We start from the raw sequence: 22,643 nt of genomic DNA on the forward strand, positions 1-22,643 counted from the left end.
AGCGAAGAGAAAAACTAGACGCTGGCGCGACTCAGCTCGATGAGACACTCGGCACCGAACGTCTGGCGGGTCTGTTGCCACTCAGCAGTGACATGCGGAGCGGGTTGGTGTTCGAGTTGCTCTGCGGGGCCGACGATAGTGATCATCTGTCGATTCTCGGACTCGAAGAGTCCGAGAACGTAGGATGACCCGGGTGACGACGTTCGCACCATCTCCAACAGGAGGGTACCGAGGCCGGCCGCCGACTCCTCGTCGACATCGGTGTCTCCACTCCGAATTTCAACCGAGACATCGTATTCGTATGCCTCTTTCAGTATTCTGGCGAACCACGCGCCGAGCCGCGCCGCACGCGGGCTGATTTGAATCAGCTGTCGCAGATACGTCTCCTCCCGACGGCACACATGCTGAACAGCCGGACTTTCTGGGCTGACCGAACCGTCGGCGATCTTATGGAGGATCTGCAGAGTCCCCTGCAGCCCGGAAGCCCGCCAACGACTGCGGGAAACTTCGATCGCCTCGCGAATCGCGGTCTCCAGCCGAACACGCTCGGAGGCGGCCTCATCGGCCTCGGCACGACGACCGATCACCGTGAGTCCTTGATAGAACACGAACCAGCCGAATACTGCAACGAGAGGAACGCTGCCGCCGATCAGCGCGACGCTCGCAGGCACACCCGTGCCGTTTACCGAGACGACGACGGTGGTAGCCAAGACGGTGAGGGCGAGAAGGCCGAGCGCGGCCAAGAGAGGCGCGATCCTGCGCTCGAATGCCTGCAACAGCACGAGTGGAATCGTTGGACCCAAGGCTTGCCAGAGCGCCAGATTCGACTGACCGAAATCGACCCCAGCGAAACCGAGGAGGTAAGCGATCGGAGTCGAAACGAACGTGAGTGCGAGAAGAACGACGTTCGGTCGACTCGTCGAGCTGAGCCTCCAGACCAGAATGCTCAACACCAGCCCCACCGCGAGCATCGCATAGGTAGCGGTCACATGAAATGGATTGTCGGCGATCTTCAGCAGGGCTCCTACGGCAATCAGCCCGAACGACCACGACAAGCTCGCCCGTCGTTGGATGCTGGCGACCGCGGCCTCGAAGCCGCTCCCGTCTCCGGTCGTGACATCTGACGGCGAAGGGTTCAAGGCGCAACGGATGGTGATGGTCGAACCATGCATCAGCCGCGAGTCGATCACAACGTCGACGTCGACGTCGGAGAGACGACCGATGACCGACTCGGCCAGGCCATGGCCAGGGCGGGGCAATCGTCGGCTGTCGAATCCGCATCCATCGTCGTGCACAGTGACCACAAGTTCAGATCGTTCGATTCTGGCCGAAATGGATGCCGCGTCGGCACCCGAGTGTCGTGCGGCGTTCTGCAGCAGCTCCCCGCAGGCTGTGTAGATCGCTTGGCGAACGGCGACCGGAACTCGCGGGGCCAAAAGTTCGAGCTCTTCGTCTGACACCCCACTTCGGATCACCGTCAGCGAATAGCCTCGAGCTGAGACAGGCAGGCGCCACTGGGCGACCTGATCTGATCGGTCGCCCATGATGACGGTCTCGAGCGCCTCGACGTCGTGTTCGCACCGATGACGAACCGCGTCGAGATCGTGCATGACATCGCCGCCTCCGGCAATTGCGCCGAGAGTATTGATCGCCGTGTCGTGCAGAGTGCGAGCTCGCTCGGCGGTGTCTCGTTGCGCCGCCAGCGCGGATGCCGCAGAACGGCGCACCTCCTCGGCGACGATCCCCTCAGCGTCGATCCTCGCCGCGAACGCATGAAGCGGACCGAGGGCGAGACGGGAGACGAGAAGGATGACGGCGGGCGTCACCCCCGCGGCGATCAAGAACGGCAGCGACCAACCGGGGTGGGCGAGGTGGATGACCGTGGGCATCACGATCGCCGCCGCAACGCACGCGACAGCTCCCACGCGACCGAGCAGCAATGCGGCCGCAATGAGTGCGAAGTCGGAGGCCCACGCCGTAGCCAATGACATCGGCCCACTCTCCTGGCCGATGACCGCCCACCCCAGCGCGACAAGAATCAGCTGGCTGAGCAAGGGAACAGCCGGCGGAATTCTTTGGGCAAGCGCCATCGGGATCATGACCAGAACGACGATATGAGCCAGGGCGACGACGAGTTCCCATCCGTTTTCAGAGACGGAGAATCCCACCAGGATCAGAACCACGCTCCACGCGAACGAGAGCGGTAGCAGGGCGACCAGCAGAGCTCGCTTCAGGCTCTGGTCTGCCCAGCCGACCGGGGACAGACTTTCCGTCGCCCCGCCGAGCAACCACACTGTCGCGGTGCGCCGAGCAGCTCGTGACCAGCTTTCGATGGGGCCGTCCGCCCGCGTCATGGTCACCAAGATCGCACTTTTCGAATCTCCCCTACGGGAACAGTAGCCCAGGTGGCGCGCCGGGCAACAGCGGCCCCCTCAAACTCGAATGCCGCTCCACCGATTCGACAGGACGGGCGGCCGAGCTGACCAGGTCAACCGGAATACCCTGCAGCGACTCAGTTCGTCTTCGAAGCGGAGCGGCAGAAAACGCAGCCACCCGACTCGGTCTAACCCGTTCCACTAGACCTGCCAACCTTTGGCCGATCCAGTACATGCCGCGTCGAGCAGTACCTCGACATCTACGTCGAGACGCAAAACCCCGAGTTCAGCCTCGTCTGACTCGGCGGCGGGATCGATGACACGGCCCGCTACTGCTCAGAATTCGGAAAAGACTCCATAAGCCAGCGCGCGATGCGCACGTCATCGTCGCAGGCATGATCGTGCCCGTTGAAGCGTCTGACATGTATCTGCTTGGCACCTGAGTACGCGTTGAAGGCGCCGAAGACTGTGGAGGGCGGGCACACAGTATCCATCAGGGCGGTTGAGAACAGGGCGGGCGCGGTGGCCCTCCGGGCGAAATTCACGCCGTCGAAGTAACTCAACGTCTCGTGCACCTGCTGCTCGAGATTGGGATGCACCGCGAGAAAGCGCCGGATCTCCGCGTAGGGGTCGCTGTCGGTGATCGTGATCGCGCGAGGGAAGTCGCAGAGAAAGGGAACATTGGCGACAAGGGCGGTGACCTTTTCATTGAGCGCCGCGGCCGCGAGGGCGACCCCTCCGCCCTGGCTGATCCCGTACGAGACGAGGGTGGAGGGGTGCACGAGTTGCTCCGCTGTGTCGATCGCTCGTACCGCATCCGTGATCAGTCGCCGGTAGTAGTAGGTGTGTGAATCCTGGATGCCCACGGTCATCATCCCTGGAACATGCGGCCCGGTCCACGCATCGTCACCGGTGTCTCCGGCACGCCCGGCCGCGCCTTGGCCGCGGCTGTCCATGGTGAGGTGTGCAAAACCGCACGATGCCCAGAACAAGGAGTCCTCGGCGTGCCCGCGACCGCCGCCGTAGCCGACGAACTCCACGAGGGTCGGCAGTCCGTGGAGCGCACCGTGCGGGGTACGGAGCCAGGCGCGCACCTCCTGGTTCTCGAAGCCACGGAACGTCACGTCGTAGACGTCGACCTGGCGCACTGGTGATTCTACCTGGGCGAACCTCACACTCACGTCGTATTGGCGCGACGTGGCGAGGGTGTCGGCCCAGAACGCATCGAAGTCGTCGGGATTGTGCTGTGTGCTGCGGTAGTCGGCGAGGTCGGCTTCGGGGAGATCAAAATGCATACTGGTCCGTTCAGAGTCAGGCGCTATGGGCGGCGTTCGTGGTGTGGAGGATCTGGCGCGCCTGCGGGTCGGCCAGGCTCATCCGGTGAAGTCGGTCGTTGTCTCATAGGCGATGCGGTTCAGCTCGGCCGCTATCGGTGCGCTGATCTCCAGGTCGGCCGCGGCGCTGCCCGTGCCTGTGGGCAGAGTGCGCGGGTCGAGCTGGGTGATGCGCGCGAACATCACCGCCGCCGAGAGGTAGCCGCCCCATCGGCTGGGGTGGCGGAGATCGGCCGTGCTCCAGAGGTTCACCATGCCGGCGGTGATTCCGTCGGAAGGGAGCCCGTCGGCGACCCCGTCGTCGACAGCGCGGAGGAAGGCGTCACCCACCGGCGATACGCTCGCTGCGCCACCCGCGCCTGAATTGGCGAGATACGCGGTTCGAAGGTCGGCCTGCATCGCTTGCAGCCCGGCGACCCCCGCCGGGTAGCTCTGCTCGGTCACCGAAGTCGGCGATGCCCAGGTCTCGTAGAGGTAGATCTCGGCATCCGCGTTACCGCTCTGCACCAGGCTCCTGAGGTTACCGACCGACGTCGCGAACGATGTCGGGTTGCCGCCGTGCGCGGTGGGAAGCGGCAGCGTGCTCTGCTCCTGCAGCACCACCGCCGTCCACGGCTCCCCGATCACCGTCGGGCGCGTCGAGTAGTGCCAGCCCAGGGTCTGACCGCTCGCGGCCTCGATGTCGACGTCGAACGACAAACCGGCCTGGTCTGTCATCTTCTTGAAGATGCCCGGGATTCCGCCAGCACCGCCGCCGTTGCGGTCGCTGACGGCCGCGTTGTTGTACGAGAACACCGGCTCCTCATTGCCGTGCGTGAAACTATTGCCGACGAACAGGATGCTCCCGCTGGTCACCGCGGGTCGGTATGCGGTGAGCGCATCGATCTTCAGTGATCCGGTGGTGCTGCCCGTGAGCGTGCCCCACTTGTCTACGACGAATCCAATGCGCGTGAGCGGCCCGTGCCAGACACCGTCGTTCGCGCCATCCCAGTGCACGTAGCCGGGGCCAGAGGTGAAATCGGCGATGGTGATGGTCTGCCAGCCCGTCGCTTCAGGGTCGAGTGCGACCTGCTGCTGATGCAGTTGCCCGGTGGAGTCAACGAGGCGAACGGCGACGGTGTCGATATTTTCAGAAAGCACTGAGAACTGTACGGCCGCAGCATTGGTGTGGGTGACGTTACTCGACAGCTCGACGGTTCCGCTCGGAACAGTCAGGTCGAGACGCCCTGCAGAGCTGCCGCTGACGGCGGCAGAGCCGTCGATCGCAAACGACGCGCTGGCGCCTCCGGTCGGGTAGAGTTCCCACCCCGTGCTCGCCTCGAAATCGTTGAGCAGAATGGGGGTGGGCGCGTGTGGGTCGGCCTGAGCGGATGCCGGCGCGAACGCCGCGGACAGCACCGACGTGGCGAGCACCAGTGCGGCAACCGCCGCGATCCTCACCGTCGAGCGCGAGCGCCGGCGGCGGGATGTTCGTTGTTTCATCATCGTTCTCTCCTCATCGAGTTGAGTGGGGGGCACACACGGGGTTGCTGCGGCTGGTTCGCGGAGACTCATCGATCGACGGGTTCACTAGGTCGAACCCGAAGATCCTCGGCCGTCGGGGCGCCCTCCCAGTCGCCCGGCGAGGCGCACGTCATCGCCGCCACCCTCGCCGCGACGGTGAGAGCCTCGACGGGCGCTTCCCCTCGAAGCGTCGCGGCGAGGAAGCCGGCAGCGAACGAATCGCCGGCGCCGACCGTGTCGACGACCTTCACCGTAACCGCGTCGATCGCCACGATCTGTTTTCCGATCGCCGCCACTGCACCTTTCTCACCGAGCTTGACCAGCACGGTGGCGGGGCCGAGGGCCTGGAGTGCCCGGGCCAGAGCGACCGAGTCATGGAGGTCTGGGAAGAGCAGTCGAGCCTCATCCACACCGGCGAAGAGGATGTCGGCGAGCGGCACGAGCCGGGCGAACACCTTTCCAGCGTCTTCGGCCGTCCAGAGACGCGACCGGAAGTTGAGGTCGAAGGAGACCGGGGTTCCTGCGGCGCGCGCGGCCAGCATGCCGCTCTCGATCGCGTCTCGCGGTGACTCTCCGAGAGCCAGAGTGATGCCGGTCACGTGGAGTGCACCATAGCTCCCGACATGCTCTAGCGGCAGGTCAGCGGCAGCGAGTCGCGACGCGGCGCTCGCAGAACGGTAATACGTCACCCGCACGTCGTCAGCACGGCGGCGCTGCTTGACCATCATGCCGGTCGGGCGGTCGGCGTCTGTCTTCGCCAGTACCGTCACGCCCTCGGCGCGGAGTTCGCGGCGGATCAGCTCTCCGAAGAGATCATCGCCCAGTCTGCTCACCCAGGTAGTCGGCACGCCGAGACGACTGAGACCGATCGCCACGTTGCTTTCCGCCCCACCGAATCCGATGCGTGCGAGGGGGTCATGAGCGAGTGCCGTACCCGAGGCCGCGTCGGAGGTGACCAGCCCCATGGTCTCGCCGACGGTGATCACACCACCGCGCTGCAACGCGAACGACGGGTTCATCGGATGCCCCGTTGCGCTGCGAAGTCGACGCCCTGAGCGGAGGCGGCGACCGCGCGTTGGGCGCGCGTCCGGAGCCCGGCGAGGCTACCCCCGTGGAGTGCGTCTCCGAGCAGCGGCCCGCCGATGCTGACCGCCACGGCGCCGGCGCTCAGCCAGGCGGCGATGTCGTCGAGACCGACTCCGCCGGAGGGCACGAGCGGCAACCCGGGAAAGGGTCCATGGATGTCGGCCACGTACCGCGGCCCCACCGCACCAGCCGGGAAGACCTTCACCGCAGCCGCCCCGTTCGACCAGGCAGTCCAGATTTCCGTCGGGGTCAGACTGCCGGCGATCATCGCAACACCCCGTTCTCTCGCCGCCACGATCACGTCAGGAAGGCAGACCGGTGTCACCAACAGCCCGACACCGGCGTCGGCGAGCACCTCGACCTCGCCGACGCGGGTCACCGTGCCGACGCCGATCCTGATTCGATCGCCGTATGCGGCCACTATCTCCGGCGCCCGCTCGAGCACGCCCGGCGTCGTCATGGTCAGCTCGATTGCACCGATGCCTTCGTCGACCAAGACGTCGATCACAGGCAGGCACGAGTCGAGATCCGGAGCCCGGAGCACCACGAGGAGTTTGCTCCGGAGGAGCCCAGGCGGCAACTCCACCCTTCTCACCGTCGACACGGTCAGCGCTCGATCGAGAAGGTGCGGGCGCTCGGTCCGTCGACGTCGGTGCGCAGCACCAGCGACACCGAACCGTCGCGCGCCGTGCGCCATGACGTCTCCCACCCCTGCGGATCGACCGGATGCAGCGCCTTTATCTGCCCGGTGGGGCCCGGCCACGGCAGGTCGATCACGTGACCCGCTCCGGGCGTAGTTCCGTGCTCTGGTCGATGCCAGACGGTGAGCAGCGCGCCTTCGTCCGAGTCCAAGACGAGCGCGAGCCATTCGTCGGTCCACCCGGGGAGCCCGAGCGGCCAGCGCGGCAGCGAGCGAGCGATACGGTGACGGATGGACTTGTGCGCGCTGACGGCGTCGCGCACGAGCGCGTGTTGAGCCTGCGTCATCCGGTCGATCCAGCCGGAGAGGTAGAGTCGGGTGAGCATTCCGTTCGCGAGGCAGAAGAGAATCTGCTCGTCGCTCATGTCTGGTTGCGGGTAGGCCCAATTGGCGGCTTGCTCTGGAACCATCGCGCTCGGGCTCGCGCAGGCGATCGCCGCGTAGCGCACGGCGTCCTGCTGGTCGGAGGTGGATTGCAGTTGCGACAACGCGAGCAGCCCGTAGTCGGCACGCATGGCGCCCGAACTGCACGACTCGATGACGAATTCGGGATGCCGGTCGAGGATACCCGATATCCACTCGTGCAGGGCCCGCTGGCTCTCGAGGCCACCCTGCCCTGTCGAACTCGCGCTGCGATCGGTGCCGCTGCCGAGATCGGCGTTGTAGTCGAATTTCGTGTATCCGATGCCGAGTCGGCCGATGAGATCGTCTATCGTGGCGTCGAGGCGCTCGCGCACGGCAGGGTGCCTCAGGTCGAGGTGGTACCGCCCCCAGTCTTTCAACCGGTGCCCGCCGCGGCCCCAGAACGCGTCTTCAGGCAACGAGGCAGCGAGGCGCGTCTGCACGCCGACGACCTCGGGCTCGAGCCACAAGCCGGCGGTCATGCCCCGTTCGCGGATGCGATCGAGCACCGCCGCGAGGCCACCCGTCGGGAACCGGTCGGGCGACTCCGTCCATTCCCCGAGGTTGTCGTGAAGATCGGCCGCCTTGTCGTACCACCCGGCGTCGATGCAGAATACATCTGCACCGATTTCTGCAGCCGCATCGATGAGGGGCAGCAGTTTCTCCTCGGTGGGATCGCCGGCGATCGTGTTCATGTAGTCGTTGTAGACGACGGGCAAGTCCGAATCCTGCGGGTGCGGGCGACGGATGCCGCGGCGCAGCGTCGTGAGCTCCCGGAGCGCGCCGTTCCAGCCACCGTCGGAGACGACGATCGAGGCCGGCACAGACACGAATTCCTCGCCCGGCGACAGCTCGAGACTCCATGATGAGTCGTGATCGGTCGGACCTGTCAGGGTCAGACCGATGCCGAGTTCACGCTCAGTCAGCTCCCACGCCCATGCGCCCGAGCTCTCGACTTGCCATGCGAAGCTGTGCCCGTCAGCGCGCTCGAGAATGCCCGACGGCAGAAACTCCCCCGTCGACCAGGTGCCTCGACCGACCAAAGCCATCCGACCTCGCGGATCCTGTCCAAAGGCGTTGATTCCGACATCCATCAGCAGACCCGGCGAGAGGGGTTCGCTGCGCCAGCGGTATTCGGCGAGCCATTCGCTGTGGGCACGGTACACCTCGAGCCGGGCACGCTCAGTAGCTGCGAACAGTGTCAGCGAGAGGCTCGAAACCGCCTCGAGCCGCACAGGCGTCGTTCCGTCGTGCCGTACTGTCGTGACCGCTCGGATGCCCGCAACACCCAGCAGGGCCGTGGCGCTCCAGATCGCGGTGAGCCCAGAGGCCGGGTCGTGCTGTTCGACGGTGAGCCGCTGGCCGCCGTCGACGGTCTCGACCCGGTGGTCGACGTAGCGCATCCGTTCCCCGACCGCCGAGGTCTGCCAGGCCAGATTCGTGCGCCCGTGGGCGTCGGCGGCATGAAAGACCTCCACGATGGGGGCTCCGGATGCCGCAGCGCCGACGGGTGCACCGGTCACAGCGAGCGCCGCAATCCGTACCGGCCGGTCGGGGTCGGCGGCGAGCAGCAGCGTCACCTCCGGTGTCTCGAGCACGAGTTGCAGAGTCGTTTCGAGCGCAGAGACGTAGGGCATGGGGTCCTTTCGTGGACGGGGTCGGAGACGATTCAGCCTTTGAGCGCGCCGGAAGTACCGGCGGCGCTGATGAACTGGCGCTGGAAGATGAGAAAAACCGACACCGGGATGACGATCGATGCGAACAGTGCTGCGAGGAAGACAGAGAGATCGGTGCCGGATTCCAGCAAGGGCAGGGCGACCGAGAGCGGTCGCACCGAGTCGGCGGGCAGCACGAGCAGGGGCCAGAGGAAGTCTTTGTATGCGGCCACGATCGACAGCAGCGAGACAACCCCGATGATGGGCTTCGACAGCGGAAGCACAATGCTCCAGAACACCCGGATCGGCCCGGCACCGTCGAGCTCGGCCGCCTCGTAGAGTTCGCCCGGAATGCCCGCGAAGAACCGTTGCACGAGCAGCACGTTGAACGCGTTCGCAGAGGCCGGCAGCCAGACCGCCCAGAAGGTGTTGACCAGGTTGATGCCGAGCAATGGTATGTCGACGATCGTGAGATACAGGCTCACCAGCGAGATCACACCTGGAACGAACAAGGTGGCCAGAACCGCCGCCTCGATCACCTTCGCGTACCTCGGCCGAAGTACCGCGAGTGCGTACCCGCCGGTCGTGGCGACGATGAGGCTGAAGAACCAGGTGCCGAGGCAGACCCACAGGGTATTCAGGAGGTATCCGCCGAAATGGATGCGATTGAAGGCCTCGGCGAAATTCTCCCAGTGAAGACTCGAAGGCCAGAGGCCGAGCGGCTGCGCCAGGGTCTCGGTGGTGGTCGAAGTCGCCGCTTTGAAAAGCCAGAACAACGGTCCGACGCTGATCACGACGAGGCCGCCGAGTACAAGCACTCCGAACACGATCACGACGATCCGCACCCGGGGTGAACGCCGATCAGCTGCAGAGATTATGCTTCGCGACGAAGCGAGCTCATTGCGCCGCTCGGCGCGACGAGAGAGCGGAGGCGGCACGATCGGGGCGATCGCCGGCGGCACATCGAGGCGGGTCATGCGCGGCTCCAACGACGGGTTGATAAAAGGAACAAAGCCGAGAGGATGCCGAGCGCGATCGCCAGCATGAGGCTGAGCGACGTCGCCTTACCGAAGTCGCCGTTCACGAAGGCGTAGCGGTAGATGAGCATCAGGATGCTCATCGTGCGGTTCTCGGGGCCGCCTCCAGTCATGACGTAGGGCTCGGTGAAGATCTGCACTGTACCGACCAGTTGCAGGAGCAGCAGCACCAGGATGACCGGACGCAGCTGCGGGAGGGTGACGTGCCAGACGCGTTGCAACACACCGGCACCGTCGATCTCCGCGGCTTCGTATAGTTCGGGTGGCACGGCAAGCAGTGCGGCGAGGTAGATGATAGTGGCCGTGCCGAACGACGCCCAGGTCGCCTGCACCACGATCGCCGGCAGAGCCAGGTTGGCGTCGTTCAGCCAGGCGAACGGACCAATTCCCACCAAGCCCAGGAAGCTGTTGAACACGCCCCCCGGCCCTGGTTGGTACAGGCTCTTCCAGAGCAGCACCGCGACCACGGGCGGGATGATCACCGGCACATAGGCGAGCACGGAGGCCGGACCACGCAGCTTCCGCAGTTCACCGAGAAACACCGCGAGCAACAGCGGAACGGGAAATCCGATGAGCAGCGCCAGCAGCGTGAACGCCACGGTGTTGAGTACGGCCGTCTGCAGCAGAGGGTCGGCGAGCACGCGCTGGAAGTTCTCGAGGCCCACCCAGTCGGTGGTGATGAAGTTGGTCTGCTGCAGGCTGAGCAGAAGGCTCTGCACGATCGGCCACCAGGAGAACAGTCCGAATGCAAGAAGCAGTGGCACGAAGAACGCGAATACCAGCAGGCGCGAACGCAGAGGGGCCTCCTTCTTACGTCGCTTCGGTGGGGTCGTGGATGCCCCCGGCGGCGTGCGCGCCGCAGAATCCGTCGCGCCGCGGTGCTCGAACGAGACCTCCGTGAGAGCCATCGTCTTTCTCCTTGTCTGTGTACTGCGGCGGGGGCGGGAGTCGTTGGGGCGCCGGATCGAGCATCCGAACCGGCACCCCCGGCGCTCACCCTGCGTCGATCGCTGCCTGGGCAGTCTTCTGCGCCTCCGTGAGCAAGCCGTCGATGTCTGCATCTTGGCGGGTCAGCACGGCCTGGACCACTGTGTCGAGCGTCGCGTAGATCTCCTGCGCCTTCACCGGCGGCTCAGGGTGCAGCGGCACGGTCGCGGAGGTGGAGAGGTAGGCGACGAAGTGTTCGCGGGGAACGTTGATGTAGTCCGCCACCCAGCCGAGGTAGCGATCTTGCACGCTCTGGCCTACGACGGGAAGGGTGGGAGCGCCTACGGGAGCACCGTCGGCAGCTGCGGCCTTCGCCTGCGAGACCGCGAGAGCCTGATCGGTGTACTTCTCGAAGTTGTGATACTGAATCCACTTCACGGCCGCGGCCGCCTCCCCGGGCGACGCCTTGGGGTTCACGACGGCCGCCGTGCCGCCGCCGAGGGTGCCGATGCCGTCAGCAGACTGCGGCAACGGGCCGAGGCCGAAATCGTCGGGATTCATGCCGAGGTTGGTGACGACGTTCTGGTACGCGTCGGCACCCATGACGAACATGCCCACCTGGCCGGCGGCGAAGGCGGAGTTCGCGTCGTTGTAGTCGAGCAGAAAATTGCTGCCGAACACGTTGTCGGTCCAGCGGAGGGTCTGGAAAAATTCCAGCGCCTGCTTCGTGGAGTCATTGGCGACGGTCGCCTTGGTGCCATCTTCACTCTCGAGCGAGCTGCCGAAACCGGTCGAGACAGCGGCGAGGGTCCAGCCGCCAGTGTTGTCTTTGGTCATGGACTGGAAGCCCTGCACTCCGGTCTTGTCCTGAATGATCTTGGCGTCGGCCTGCACCTCATCCCACGTGGCCGGCGGGGTGTCAGGATCGAGGCCGGCTTTGGTGAACAGTGCCCGATTGTAGAGCAGCCCCATCGTGTACGCGTTCCATGGCACTCCGTAGACGGCTCCGCCGTCGCTGACGACATCGACCACGCTGGGGTTGAGGGTAGAGAGCACCTCGCTGCTCGAGAACTCAGACGAGATGTCGGCCACCTGTTTGCGGGCGATCAGGCCCGAGATCTCGGTGAACGGAACATCGATAGTGGTCGGCATGGTGCCGCCGGCCAGCAACGCCTGGAAGGTGTCGGCCATCCACACATCCTCGGTCGGCGTCACGCTGATACCCGGGTTCTCCTTCTCGAAGGTGTCGATCTGGGCGAGGAAGTCGCTGCGGAGTTCAGGTTGGTCGGTGTGCGGAAGGCCGCCGACGGTGATGCTGGTCGTACCGTCGGACGGGCTGCCGCCCGAGCATCCGCTCAGCGCGGCGGCGGCGATGCCGACCACGGCGACGACCCCGGTGATCCGGGCTGCGAGGGGTGTTTTCACGAGTTACTCCTTTGTTGTGTGAATGGGTGAATTCGAGTGGTCATGACGTTGGATCGCCACGGCGGCGCCGCCAGAGGAACAGGAGCGTCATCCCCAGACCGAGGTGTGCGAGCACCGCGACGGCCGAGTCGAGTGCCAAGCCGCATGAGTGAATGGATGCATCCGGCATCGGGGTGATGTCGGGGTTGTGGTCGGGGTCGGGGTCGGGGTTGATGTCGGGGTCGGCGTCGGGGTCGGCGTTGGGGTCGGGGTCGGCGTAGGCGTAGACGCAGCCGCAGCATCGAGCCGCACGGTGTTGAACCCGGCAGGGTTCTTGGCCTCGGCAACCCCGCTGCCCCAGCTCAGCCAGCCCCGACGGCCCGAACCGTCATTCTCGTTGACGACGGCCGTCATGGCGAACAGCCGATCGGCAGGGTCGATGCCCAGGGTCGTCCACGGAATCGCGATCTCGTAGCTCGTGGTCGCGGCCTGATCGTCACGGGTGATGCGGGCATCCACACCCTCCGGGTGGGTGCTGACGTCAGCCGGCGACCATCGCCAGACATCGACCGGCCCTGCGTCGGTGAGCGCGGCGCCGAGTTCGCTGACCCGCGCGGATTCGCCGCTTGCTCCCCGCGTGATGCCGAGCTGGAGTCCATCTCCTCCCCAGATGTCAGCACCACGGTTGGGTTGCGACCGCTCGTCGTCGACGATACGAGCCGAAACGTAGAGGTTCTGCTGATCGTACGTGAGCCACAACTGCCCCGACAGGTCCGAGTCTCCGGCCCATCCGGTGACCGGTGGCGACGCGTCACCAACAAAGGAGTTCGAAGCGAGCGCCGTGACCGCGGAATCCACGTTCCCGTCGACGGTCACCGACTGCTCTGGCGCCGCGGTGATCGCTGCAACCGGCTGCAGGATGCCCGTGGCCGTGGCCGTGGGAGTGTCGCCGATTGTGACGCGGGCGTTCCATTCCGTACCCGCAGCGGCCGACACCGGCACGTCGAGTGTCGCCTTCGCGCCGGGCTCGACGATCGTGTCGGCAAGGCCGGAGCCCTGCTGATCGCCGACCGCCCAGGTGAGCTCGCCGAGAGTGGCCGCCACCGCGCCCGAGTTCATGACACGAAGGCGCAAGACCTCGTCGCCCTCCTCGGTCAACGCGTGGGTGCCGTCGATCGAGAACGGCGCGATCGACGTACCCGTGGCCTGCAAGAGGGCCACAGGATCGCCCGCAACCGAGACCTCAGCGGTGTAGACCCGGTCGCCGGGCACCGACTGCGCGGGATAGCTGACGGACGCCGAGCCGCTGGCTCCGGATGCGGCGGTACCCGTCGTCGTCGCGCCGCCGGCGGCCACCGAGAACTCGAGCGCGTTCGCACCGCCGTTCACAGCGGTGACCGTTCCGTCGGCAGGCTCGCCCACGACCTCCGGGTCGACGGCCAGAGCGAAGGCGTCGCTCGGTGCGACGCCGGTGACGACGCCCTCGACGTAGACGGGATCAGGGCCGACCGAGAGGTAGGCGTGCCCTCCCGCATCTGCTGTCAGAGTCGTCTCCCGCCCGTACAGATCGGTGACGGCAAGGTCGGCACCGGGCGCAGCGGCCACCGCAATCGTTCCCGGAGTGTCGGCCCACAGGGCGTGCAGCGTCGATGCTCCGCCGGCGTCGAAAGAGACGTCGTGCCCGTCAACGCCGAAGGTCGATTGCCCCGCGAGCGGCCGCTCATCGATCATCCGTCCGAGCACGGCGTTTCCGACATAGGCTGGCTTCGGCGTGTACGCGCCGCGAGGATCTGCCTCGTTGCGGATGATGCCGAATCGGTTCTCGATGTTCGCCGCGTCGGTGCCGTCGTCTTTGAAGTCGTAGATCGTGTACTGCGCGGCTCCGTCGGCGAAGGCGAGAAGTTGCGCCCGCACGATCGAGCGAGCCTGCGCTGTCTCGCTGATGCCCTGCGAGTTCGAACTCGTCGGCCAGCCCTGCTCGGTGATATAGAGCGGCTTCGTGACCCCGTGATCGGCCATGATCTGGTTGATCCGATCGAGGTAGACCATCGATGCCTCAGGATTCTGCGGAAAAACGTAGGGGTGAATGGAGACGCCGTCGACATAGTCGAGACCGCCCAGGTCGCAGAACTCCTGGAACCAGTCGTCCCAATCCTGCACGATGGCCAGCGCAGGCCCGATGATCTTCACGCTCGGATCAACGGCCCGCATGGCGTCGGCAGTGGTCTTCAGCAGGGCCACGTAGTTGGCGGGGGTCGCCCCCGCCGGGCCGTCTTGGTCGCGCCAGTTCCACTCGTTCCAGACCTCGTACTCGGTGTCGTCGGTGCCGAATTCGTCGAGCGACGCAACGGCATACCGGGCGAACGCTTCGCGCTGTTCGTCGGTCGACGGCGCCTCATCGGGGTAGTACGCCGCGTTGCCATACGACAGAATCTGCAGGTAGTCGACATTGGAGTCGCTGAGCGCGGTCGTGTAGGCCTTCACTTTGTCGCTGAACACGATCTGCCCCGGCGTGGTCTCCTGCTCGGCCCAGTATGCCTCGTCACGGGCCGTCGAGATGCCACCCTCGGAGATCAGGGAGGTGAGTGCCTGATCCCAGTTGAAACCGAAGTGCGTCGCCACGGCCATCCGCGTGTCTGTGGAACTCGCAAAGTCGTGGGAGGCGAGCACGGCGAAATCAGTTCCGCCCGTCGTGGTGGTGCCGTCGGCGGCCGTAGCGACGAGGTCGACCTGATACCAGCCCGGCTCCGTGATCGAGAGGGGCAGTTCTCCGGCGAGCGCCGTCGTCGCAGCCGATCCGGTGGCGACGGATGTTCCCGAGGAATCGCGAACCTGCCACGAGAGGGTCTCTCCAGAACTCGCGAAACCGAGCAGAACCGGGTCGCCGGCGGTGAAGACGTTGCCGAGCGTGCTGGGGGTGACGGCGAGCGCCGGAACGGTGGCAGGTGTGGTGATCGCCGTAATATCATCGATCTCGGCGCTCGCCGCGGCGAGATGGGTGACCGGGTTCCATTCGTCGAAGACGAAGGAGACCGCCGCCAGCGGGCCGTGCCACACGCCGTCGTTCGCGCCATCCCAGTGCGCAGCGCTGGCTCCGCCTGCCAGGTCGGTGACGCTGACCTGCTGCCATCCCGTCTGCGACGGGTCCAGAGTCACCAGCTGCTGATGAAGCTGCCCCGTCGAATCTCTCAACCGCAACGCCACCGCAGCGATTTCGGTGCTCTTCACTCGGAACGTCAACTCGGTCAGATCTACCGAAGGAACCTCCCGCACGAACTCGGCGACACCTCCGCTGGGAATGGTCATATCGAAACGGCCACTGCTCACCCCGCTCCCGCTGTCGCTCGCGACGCGGGTCAGCGCAGCCGTCGCACCGTTGTAGCTGACAGCCGACCAGCCCTCGCCATCGCTCTCAAAGCCGCCGAGCACAACGGATCCTGGGTCGGCGGCGGCGCTCGAGACGCCGGCGAGCGGCGCAGCAACCAACGCAACGATCGTCGCCACGACTGCTGCGGCGGCACGTGCACGACGTGCGAGCGGACGCGGTGCCGGGGCTTGATTCATCGGGCTCTCCTCCTTGAGATGTGCGAAACCGCTTTCGCATCGGTAATTAGCATCACCGGTCTGCTCGAAATTGTCAACCTGCAATTGCGACTCAGGGGCAGAAGGCGTAACTACGATGGGAAGATGATCGATCCCCCGGTGACCCTCAGCGAGGTCGCCGCTGCCGCAGGCGTCTCGGTCTCGACCGCATCCAAAGCCCTGAACGACACCGATCGGGTGTCGGCGAAGACACGGGCCCACGTGACCGAGACCGCACGAAGACTCGGTTTCCGCGGCAACGCGCTCGCTAGAGCATTCGCGAATGGCCACAGTCAGACCATCGGCGTGCTCACCCACCGTGTCGCCAATCCGTTCAGCCGCGCGGTGCTTGCGGGCGCGGCGACAACGCTGGGTCTGCATGAGCAGGCGATGCTGCTCTACGACGCGCGCTTCGGCGACGAGGCCATGGCCGAGAGCATCGCTCAGTTGCACGCACGCCGCATCGACGGGGTCATCGTGATCGGCGATGGAACGTCGTTCGCCACGAAGTCGATCACAGACCAGTTCGAAGTACCGGTGGTCTACGCATTCACGCTCTCCGATCATCCGAACGACCTCACCGTCACGGCCGACGACCACGAGATCGGCCGTCTCGCCGCCCAACGTTTCATCGACTCTGGGCGCCGCGGAATCGTACACATGACAGGCCCGGCCAGCGACCATGCAGCCATCGCCCGTGAGCAGGGCGCCCGGTCAGCCTTGAACGCATCCGGCCTCGACTGGGCCACCCCGCCTCGCTTCGGGTCATGGACAGAACTCTGGGGCGAGACGGCCCTCGGCGACGTCATCGCCGCCGTGCCTGATCTCGACGCGATCTTCTGCGGCAACGACCATATCGCGCGCGGCGCCGAACGCCGCCTGCAGAGCCTCGGTCGGTCGGTACCCGGCGACGTCGCTCTGATCGGGGTCGACAACTGGGAGCGGCTCATGGTCGACCAGGCCATCCAGCACCTGACCACCGTCGACGTCGGGCTCGAGCGAATCGGCGAGCTCGCCGCTCTGCACCTCCTCGAGCCGGGTGACGAGCGTGGGCTACACCTCGTGCCGCCCACGCTCGTGCTGGCCGAGACCGGATGACGAGTGCGCTGCCGCGCCGGACGCGATTCACGGGGCGCGCAAGGTGCCATCCGGCGAACGCACGCGTGACGCCCAGACGTCGTGCGCCGAGTGGCCGGGCGGATACGCTGCCGCCGCGCGTTCGTCGAGTTCGATACCCCAGCCAGGGGAGTCATTCGGTCGAATCCAGCCGTCGACGATGCGAAGCGTTCCGGGAAACACCTCGTGCACCACTTCGGAGAAGACGTAACCCTCCTGGATGCCGAATGCAGGCGAGGTGACATCCAGCGCTATATTGGCTGCGGCCCCGACCGGCGACGTGTCGCCCGGTGCGTGCCACGCGGTGCGCACGCCAGTGAATTCGGCGAGCGCCGCGAGCTTGCGACCGGGGGTCAGCCCGCCGATCGCCGAGATGTGGCACCGCAGGTAGTCGACAGCGCCGGTGAGCACCAGTCGCGCCGCGGCCTGCACAGACGTCGCCAGCTCGCCGACGGCAATGGGAACAGGCGACGCAGCGCGCACCTCGGGCAACCGCTCCCAATCTTCAGGCGCGAGCACATCTTCGAGGAAGAAGAGATCAAACGGCTCGAGACGCCGCGCGAGCAGCACCGCCTGCTTCGGAGTGAGACGCGAGTGCACGTCGTGCAGCAGTCCGGTACCCACCGGCAGCTCAGATCGCGCCCGGTCGAACAGTTCAGGTGTCTGGCGCAGGTACTCCTCGACGCTCCATCCGTCGGGGTACGGGGCGCCCGGATGTGCGCCGGCGGTACCCGGAGCCCCGTAGGCGCCGAGTCCCTTCTGCCCGGCCTGTATTCTCACGTTGCGCCATCCGGCCTCGAGCAGTTCGCCGGCGTGATCGACGGCGGCTCCGATACTCGGTCCGCTGGCGTGGATGTACGCGTCAGCGGCACCGCGCACCCGACCGCCGAGGAGTTCATGCACCGGCATGCCGGCACGCTTACCGGCGATGTCCCACAGAGCAAGGTCGATGCCCGAAATCGCGTTGTTACCCACGGGGCCTTCGCGCCAGTAGGAGCTGAGCTTGGCAAGCCTGGTGAGATCTTCGATATCGGCGGGGCTGCGACCGACGAGCAGCGGCTCGAGCGCCTCGATGTAGGCCACCACCGCCTGCCAGCGCTGGGTGAAGGTAGCGCAGCCGAGCCCGTGCAGCCCGTCGTCGGTGGTGTCGATGCACACCACGACGAGGGGGATGCCCTCCGGTGCAGTGACGATGCAGCGCACCGCGGTGATGCGCACACTATCGCGCGAGGGCCACGGCACCGGGAACGAACGGTCATCCGACATCGATCAGCCGCTCCGGGTCTGCGCCGTGGTCTGCATATCCGTCGTGCATGCTGTGATCCGGCTCGAAGTCCAGAAGCTCTCTGGCCCGCGTGGTATCGATTGCAGCCGATCGCCCCGGCAGCGAAGACCGCAACGGAACACCAGGTGCCCACCGAGCGAGGATTTCTTCTGTCGGCGCATTCAGCAGGGTGTCGGCAGCGCTCAAGCCCACGACGTGCGCGCCGGTGTAGCTGCGCGTGAGCCCCTGCTCCACCGCGCGAGCCGCATCGCGCACGTCGAGGTAACCCCAGCCCTCGCGCACCGATGCGGCCGGATCGGCACGGGCCTCCGCCGCCGCTCGCAGCAGCCGTTCCTGGTCGCCGACGTGTGGAAACCTTAGAGCCACACCGCTCACGTTCCACGCTCGTTCCGCCATCACCAGCGATCGCTCGTCGACGACCTTCGACAACGAGTAGGCGTCGGTGAAGTCGGCCGGCATCCGTTCGTCCAACGGAAAGTACGCGGGCATCACTCCCCGAGTGTTCATCGGCACCCCGAAGGCATTGATGCTGCTGGCGATCACCCCTCGACGCACATTCCGCTCCCCCGCCTCAGCGAGAACGGTGAACGTCGCCGTGACGTTTCGGCGGAACACCTCGAGCGGCGTACCCAGCGACGGGTGAGGTATCGCAGCAAGATGCACGAACGAGTCGACATCGGCAAAGGCACGATGCACCACATCGGGATCGAGGGCATCGCCTTCGATCACACGGTCGGCGGCTTCAGGGAATGGCCCTCGCAGAGAAAGGGCCGTGACCCGAGCGCCGGATGCGACCAGCCGCGCCACCACGGCCCTGCCTATAACACCGGAGGCACCCGTGACGAGTACTCGGGAAGTTCCCACTGCTGCTTCCCCTCATGCGAAACCGCTTTCGCATCTAGTCTGCCGAGAACAGTGCGCTTTGTCAATCGCCAACCGGGTCTGCAGCGCACGAACTCGGCGTCAGTCCGCCTCGATCCATAAGTCGGTTCGTCAGGATCGGGGCTGATCCGCGAGGTCCACGCGGCGTCGCGGCAAACGTATGGCTTCCGGGGTCAGCGAACGGCTCGTCGCCGTGTTGATGTCGATAACCGCCAACGCCGACATTCGAAACTCGGATACGTGACACCCATCACAACAACTAGAAGGGCCCGCACGATGTGCAGGCCCTTCTAGTTGTTGTGGAGCTGAGGGTGTGTAGGTTCATGACATATGTGACAGATGAGTCGCGACATCGTTGACACTGATTTCGGCAACGATGGGGAATGTCGAAGAACCGGGTCATAGTCTTATCTGTCGCTGAACAGGGCATGAGCGTCATCGACGCTGCCGAACGTTTTGGCCACCAAAACCATCCACTACCGAGTCCGCTACGACGTCGTCGACAAATTCGGCAAACTCACACTCCGCCGCGCGGGAACACTGCACCACCTCGGCGTCGGACACGAACACGCCCGAACACCAGTCATGATCCTCGCCACCGAAAACGACGTCACCATCGCCCACCAAAGCACCGGCGAGATCCGCGGCACCTACACAATCCAGCCCAACAAAACTACTGGCGCAACCAAAAAAAGGAACCCGGCCGATGGCCGAGCTCCTAATCTTCAACAATGTCACAACTCATCAGCCAACAATGTCACGACTCATCACAATGGTGGAGCTGAGGGGATTCGAACCCCTGACCCCCTGCATGCCATGCAGGTGCGCTACCAACTGCGCCACAGCCCCGAAGGAGCGAACCTGGGTTCAGCTCCGGGTATGAAATTGTGTGTCGCTCCGAGCTGAATCCGAAGGATTCCGGCTCCAAACAACTTGCCTAGACTACTACACGCCGAGGCGATCTGAGAAACCGAGCGGCGGCAGACCGTCGCCCGGACGGCCTCAGACCGAAACGAGCCGCCTCAGACCGAAACAGTGAGCGGAACGACCGGGCAGTCTTTCCAGAGCCGCTCGAGGGAGTAGTACATGCGGTCTTCTTCGTGAAAGACGTGCACCACGAGGTCACCGAAGTCGAGCAGTACCCAACGGCCCTCAGAGAGGCCCTCGCGGCGCAGCAGCGGCGCACCGGCGTCGCCGAGCTTCTCGATGATCTCTTCGGCGATGGCACGCACGTTGGGTTCGTTGCGGCCTGAGGCCAGCAAGAACACGTCGGTGAGGGGCAGAGGGCCGGTCACGTCGAGCGCGACCAGGTTCTCGGCCTGTTTGGCGTCTGCTGCGGTGGCAGCGACCTGGGTGAGTTCGACGGAACGAGTGGATGCAGTCAAAAAGGGGATACCTGTCGGTTAGAAGATTCGAAAGACGAAGGCGGCGAGCAGCAGCCCGACGACGCCGACCGCGAGCACACCGGCGGTGACCGCCAGAATGACGGGGGCGTTGGCACCGCGGCGCTTGGGGGGCGCGACAAGACCCGAACTCGGGCCGTGGGTGCTGATGGCGCGGGTGGCGCTCACCGGGGCGACGTCGGAACCGACCTCGCTCTCGGGGTCGAGAAAGGCGTCGAGCTCGGACGACTCGAGGCCGTCGGCGGGGGCAGCGCCGGTGGAGCCGAGGCTCATCGGCAGGTCGATCGATCCCGTGATGATGACCTCGCCGGTTTCGTCGAGCGCAGTGCCGACGTCACCGTGGTTCGGCACTGACGGCAACACCAGGGCACTCGTCGACGCGACACTGTTCGAAGCACCGACACCGCGGGAGGCGATGAGGTCGTCGAAGCTCGCCCTGGTGAGGTCGACCGTGTTGGCCGGCTTCTCGGGGGCGGCAGCGGCCTGGAACATGGGTGCCAGAATCGGCGCGCTCGGCGTCTCTTCGATGGTGACGATGTGCACCGGCTCGGGCTCTGGCGTGTCATCGATCTCGGCGAGTTCTTCGGCCTCTTCGGCCTGCACCTCGGGGCTGACGTATTCGTCGACGACCATGAGTTCTTCGACCATCGGCACCGCCGCGTCGGCGCTGCCGTCATCGGTCGCCTCGACGTGCTCGGACTCGACCGTCAGCACGTCTTCTTCGACGGGCTCGTCGTCGTGAACGATCTCGGCGATGATCGGGCCAGTGGCTTCGGCGAGAGGCTCGGGCTCAACGTCGGGCACCGGCACGGGCGGCTGCTCGGCGAGCGGATGATCGGCAGAAAGCGCACGCCTGGCTCGCCTGCTCAGAATCGGGGCCGGCGCCACGGTTTCAGCGGGCGTCGGCTCTTCGACCAACGGCGGTTCTTCAGCGGGAGCAACTTCGGCGGGAGCAACCTCGACTGGCGCGACCTGCACGGGGGCGACCTGCACCGGGGCATCCTCGACCGGAGCTACAGGTGCGGGAGCATCCTCGACGGGTGCAACCTCGGCATCTGAAGGCGCCGCATCAACGGGAGCCCCCTCAATGGGCGCAGCCTCAACGGGCGCAGCCTCAACAGGAGGCTCGACGACCGGCGTGCCGTTGACCGCACGGGCAGCGTCAGCCTCGAATTCGGCGCGCTCAGCAGCAGCGCGTGCCGCTTCGTCGGCACGTCGCTTTGCTTCGGCCTCTTCGGCCGCCTTGGCTTCTTCTTTTTGCTGTTTACGCGGTTTTTGACGCTCAAGGTCACGGAGCTGGCGCCTGGTCAGCGGCTGCTCGTCGTGAGGCACTGTCATTCAACACTCCGATATAGGTGATGCTTGGTGATGTATTGAACTACACCGTCGGGTACCAAGTACCACACTGGGAATCCCCGGCCTACCCGCCCACGACAATCGGTTGACGATATCGCAAGAGCCGGAACTTCCAAATAGCTTACGTCTTGTCGTGGCAAAGCGGAAATGGCGAGGGTGTGCCCCGGCCGCGACACCGCCACGAAGTGGGCGAGCGACCAGAGTTCCGCGGAGTTCTTCCAGCCCAGAATCTGCGCAATGGCGTCGGCCCCCGAGATGAAGAACAGGTCGGCGTCGGGATGAGCGGCCTGCAGGTCGCGCAGAGTATCGACCGTATACGTCGGGCCGCCTCGGTCGATGTCGACCCGGCTGACGGTGAAGCGCGGGTTCGATGCCGTGGCGATGACCGTCATGAGGTAACGGTGCTCGGCGGCCGTGACATCTGTCTTCTGCCAGGGCTGACCGGTCGGCACAAAAACGACCTCGTCGAGCTCGAAGAATTGGGCGACCTCACTGGCCGCCACGAGGTGGCCGTGATGGATCGGGTCGAACGTGCCACCCATGATGCCGATGCGCTGGCGGTGCGGCTCACCGTCGAGAGCCGGCGTCATGGCGGT

General features: G+C 65.6%; 17 protein-coding genes and 1 tRNA gene. 1 reads left to right on the forward strand and 17 read right to left on the reverse strand.

Annotated features, from left to right (window positions below; translation table 11 throughout):
• Positions 1-14: 14 nt before the first annotated feature.
• The 10 genes from LQ955_RS08885 to LQ955_RS08930 form a co-directional block, all read right to left on the reverse strand.
• Positions 15-2,354, reverse strand: coding sequence for a sensor histidine kinase (locus LQ955_RS08885; RefSeq protein ID WP_390623478.1), 2,340 nt, complete (start codon positions 2,352-2,354; stop codon positions 15-17).
• Positions 2,355-2,704: 350 nt separating this feature from the next.
• A complete protein-coding gene (locus LQ955_RS08890) occupies positions 2,705-3,670 on the reverse strand; it encodes an acetylxylan esterase (protein ID WP_231027804.1) in 966 nt (321 codons plus the stop codon).
• 78 nt (positions 3,671-3,748) lie between these two features.
• The gene (locus tag LQ955_RS08895; RefSeq protein ID WP_231027805.1) at positions 3,749-5,194 is read right to left on the reverse strand and encodes a hypothetical protein; all 1,446 of its coding nucleotides are present in this window, start codon (positions 5,192-5,194) and stop codon (positions 3,749-3,751) included.
• A 65-nt stretch (positions 5,195-5,259) separates the two neighbouring features.
• On the reverse strand, positions 5,260-6,231 hold the full coding sequence (locus LQ955_RS08900) for a sugar kinase (RefSeq protein WP_231027806.1): 972 nt from the start codon (positions 6,229-6,231) through the stop codon (positions 5,260-5,262).
• Entirely contained in the window at positions 6,228-6,902 is a 675-nt protein-coding gene (locus LQ955_RS08905) for a bifunctional 4-hydroxy-2-oxoglutarate aldolase/2-dehydro-3-deoxy-phosphogluconate aldolase (RefSeq protein WP_313788394.1), read from the reverse strand. Before LQ955_RS08905 ends, LQ955_RS08900 begins: the two co-directional genes overlap by 4 nt.
• A gap of 2 nt (positions 6,903-6,904) precedes the next feature.
• On the reverse strand, positions 6,905-9,037 hold the full coding sequence (locus tag LQ955_RS08910) for a glycoside hydrolase family 36 protein (protein WP_231027808.1): 2,133 nt from the start codon (positions 9,035-9,037) through the stop codon (positions 6,905-6,907).
• 32 nt (positions 9,038-9,069) lie between these two features.
• Positions 9,070-10,032, reverse strand: coding sequence for a carbohydrate ABC transporter permease (locus LQ955_RS08915; protein ID WP_231027809.1), 963 nt, complete (start codon positions 10,030-10,032; stop codon positions 9,070-9,072).
• Positions 10,029-11,000, reverse strand: a complete 972-nt coding sequence (locus LQ955_RS08920; RefSeq protein WP_231027810.1) for a carbohydrate ABC transporter permease — start codon at positions 10,998-11,000, stop codon at positions 10,029-10,031. Before LQ955_RS08920 ends, LQ955_RS08915 begins: the two co-directional genes overlap by 4 nt.
• Before the next feature lie 85 nt (positions 11,001-11,085).
• Positions 11,086-12,444, reverse strand: coding sequence for an ABC transporter substrate-binding protein (locus LQ955_RS08925; protein WP_231027811.1), 1,359 nt, complete (start codon positions 12,442-12,444; stop codon positions 11,086-11,088).
• An 87-nt stretch (positions 12,445-12,531) separates the two neighbouring features.
• Complete coding sequence (locus tag LQ955_RS08930) at positions 12,532-15,987, reverse strand: GH39 family glycosyl hydrolase (protein ID WP_231027812.1); 3,456 nt, start codon at positions 15,985-15,987, stop codon at positions 12,532-12,534.
• A gap of 123 nt (positions 15,988-16,110) precedes the next feature.
• Here LQ955_RS08930 and LQ955_RS08935 point away from each other — a divergent pair, with 123 nt between their 5' ends.
• Positions 16,111-17,103, forward strand: coding sequence for a LacI family DNA-binding transcriptional regulator (locus tag LQ955_RS08935; RefSeq protein ID WP_231027813.1), 993 nt, complete (start codon positions 16,111-16,113; stop codon positions 17,101-17,103).
• Positions 17,104-17,130: 27 nt separating this feature from the next.
• On the opposite strand, the gene LQ955_RS08940 is transcribed toward LQ955_RS08935, so the two are convergent.
• The 7 genes from LQ955_RS08940 to nadD all read right to left on the reverse strand — a co-directional run bounded on the left by LQ955_RS08940 (position 17,131) and on the right by nadD (position 22,637).
• Complete coding sequence (locus LQ955_RS08940; RefSeq protein ID WP_231027814.1) at positions 17,131-18,387, reverse strand: enolase C-terminal domain-like protein; 1,257 nt, start codon at positions 18,385-18,387, stop codon at positions 17,131-17,133.
• Entirely contained in the window at positions 18,377-19,270 is an 894-nt protein-coding gene (locus tag LQ955_RS08945) for an NAD-dependent epimerase/dehydratase family protein (protein ID WP_231027815.1), read from the reverse strand. Before LQ955_RS08945 ends, LQ955_RS08940 begins: the two co-directional genes overlap by 11 nt.
• A gap of 453 nt (positions 19,271-19,723) precedes the next feature.
• Entirely contained in the window at positions 19,724-20,026 is a 303-nt protein-coding gene (locus LQ955_RS08950) for a hypothetical protein (RefSeq protein ID WP_231027816.1), read from the reverse strand.
• Between the two features lie 35 nt (positions 20,027-20,061).
• Positions 20,062-20,137, reverse strand: a tRNA-Ala gene (locus LQ955_RS08955).
• Positions 20,138-20,310: 173 nt separating this feature from the next.
• Positions 20,311-20,673: a ribosome silencing factor gene (gene rsfS, locus LQ955_RS08960; RefSeq protein ID WP_231027817.1), complete on the reverse strand. Its 363-nt coding sequence runs from the start codon at positions 20,671-20,673 to the stop codon at positions 20,311-20,313.
• An 18-nt stretch (positions 20,674-20,691) separates the two neighbouring features.
• On the reverse strand, positions 20,692-22,029 hold the full coding sequence (locus LQ955_RS08965; RefSeq protein WP_231027818.1) for a hypothetical protein: 1,338 nt from the start codon (positions 22,027-22,029) through the stop codon (positions 20,692-20,694).
• Positions 22,026-22,637, reverse strand: coding sequence for a nicotinate-nucleotide adenylyltransferase (nadD, locus tag LQ955_RS08970; RefSeq protein ID WP_231028095.1), 612 nt, complete (start codon positions 22,635-22,637; stop codon positions 22,026-22,028). The genes LQ955_RS08965 and nadD overlap by 4 nt, the downstream gene beginning before the upstream one ends.
• Positions 22,638-22,643 lie beyond the last annotated feature (6 nt).

This window comes from Subtercola endophyticus (genome assembly GCF_021044565.1).
In the GTDB taxonomy this organism is placed as follows: domain Bacteria; phylum Actinomycetota; class Actinomycetes; order Actinomycetales; family Microbacteriaceae; genus Subtercola; species Subtercola endophyticus.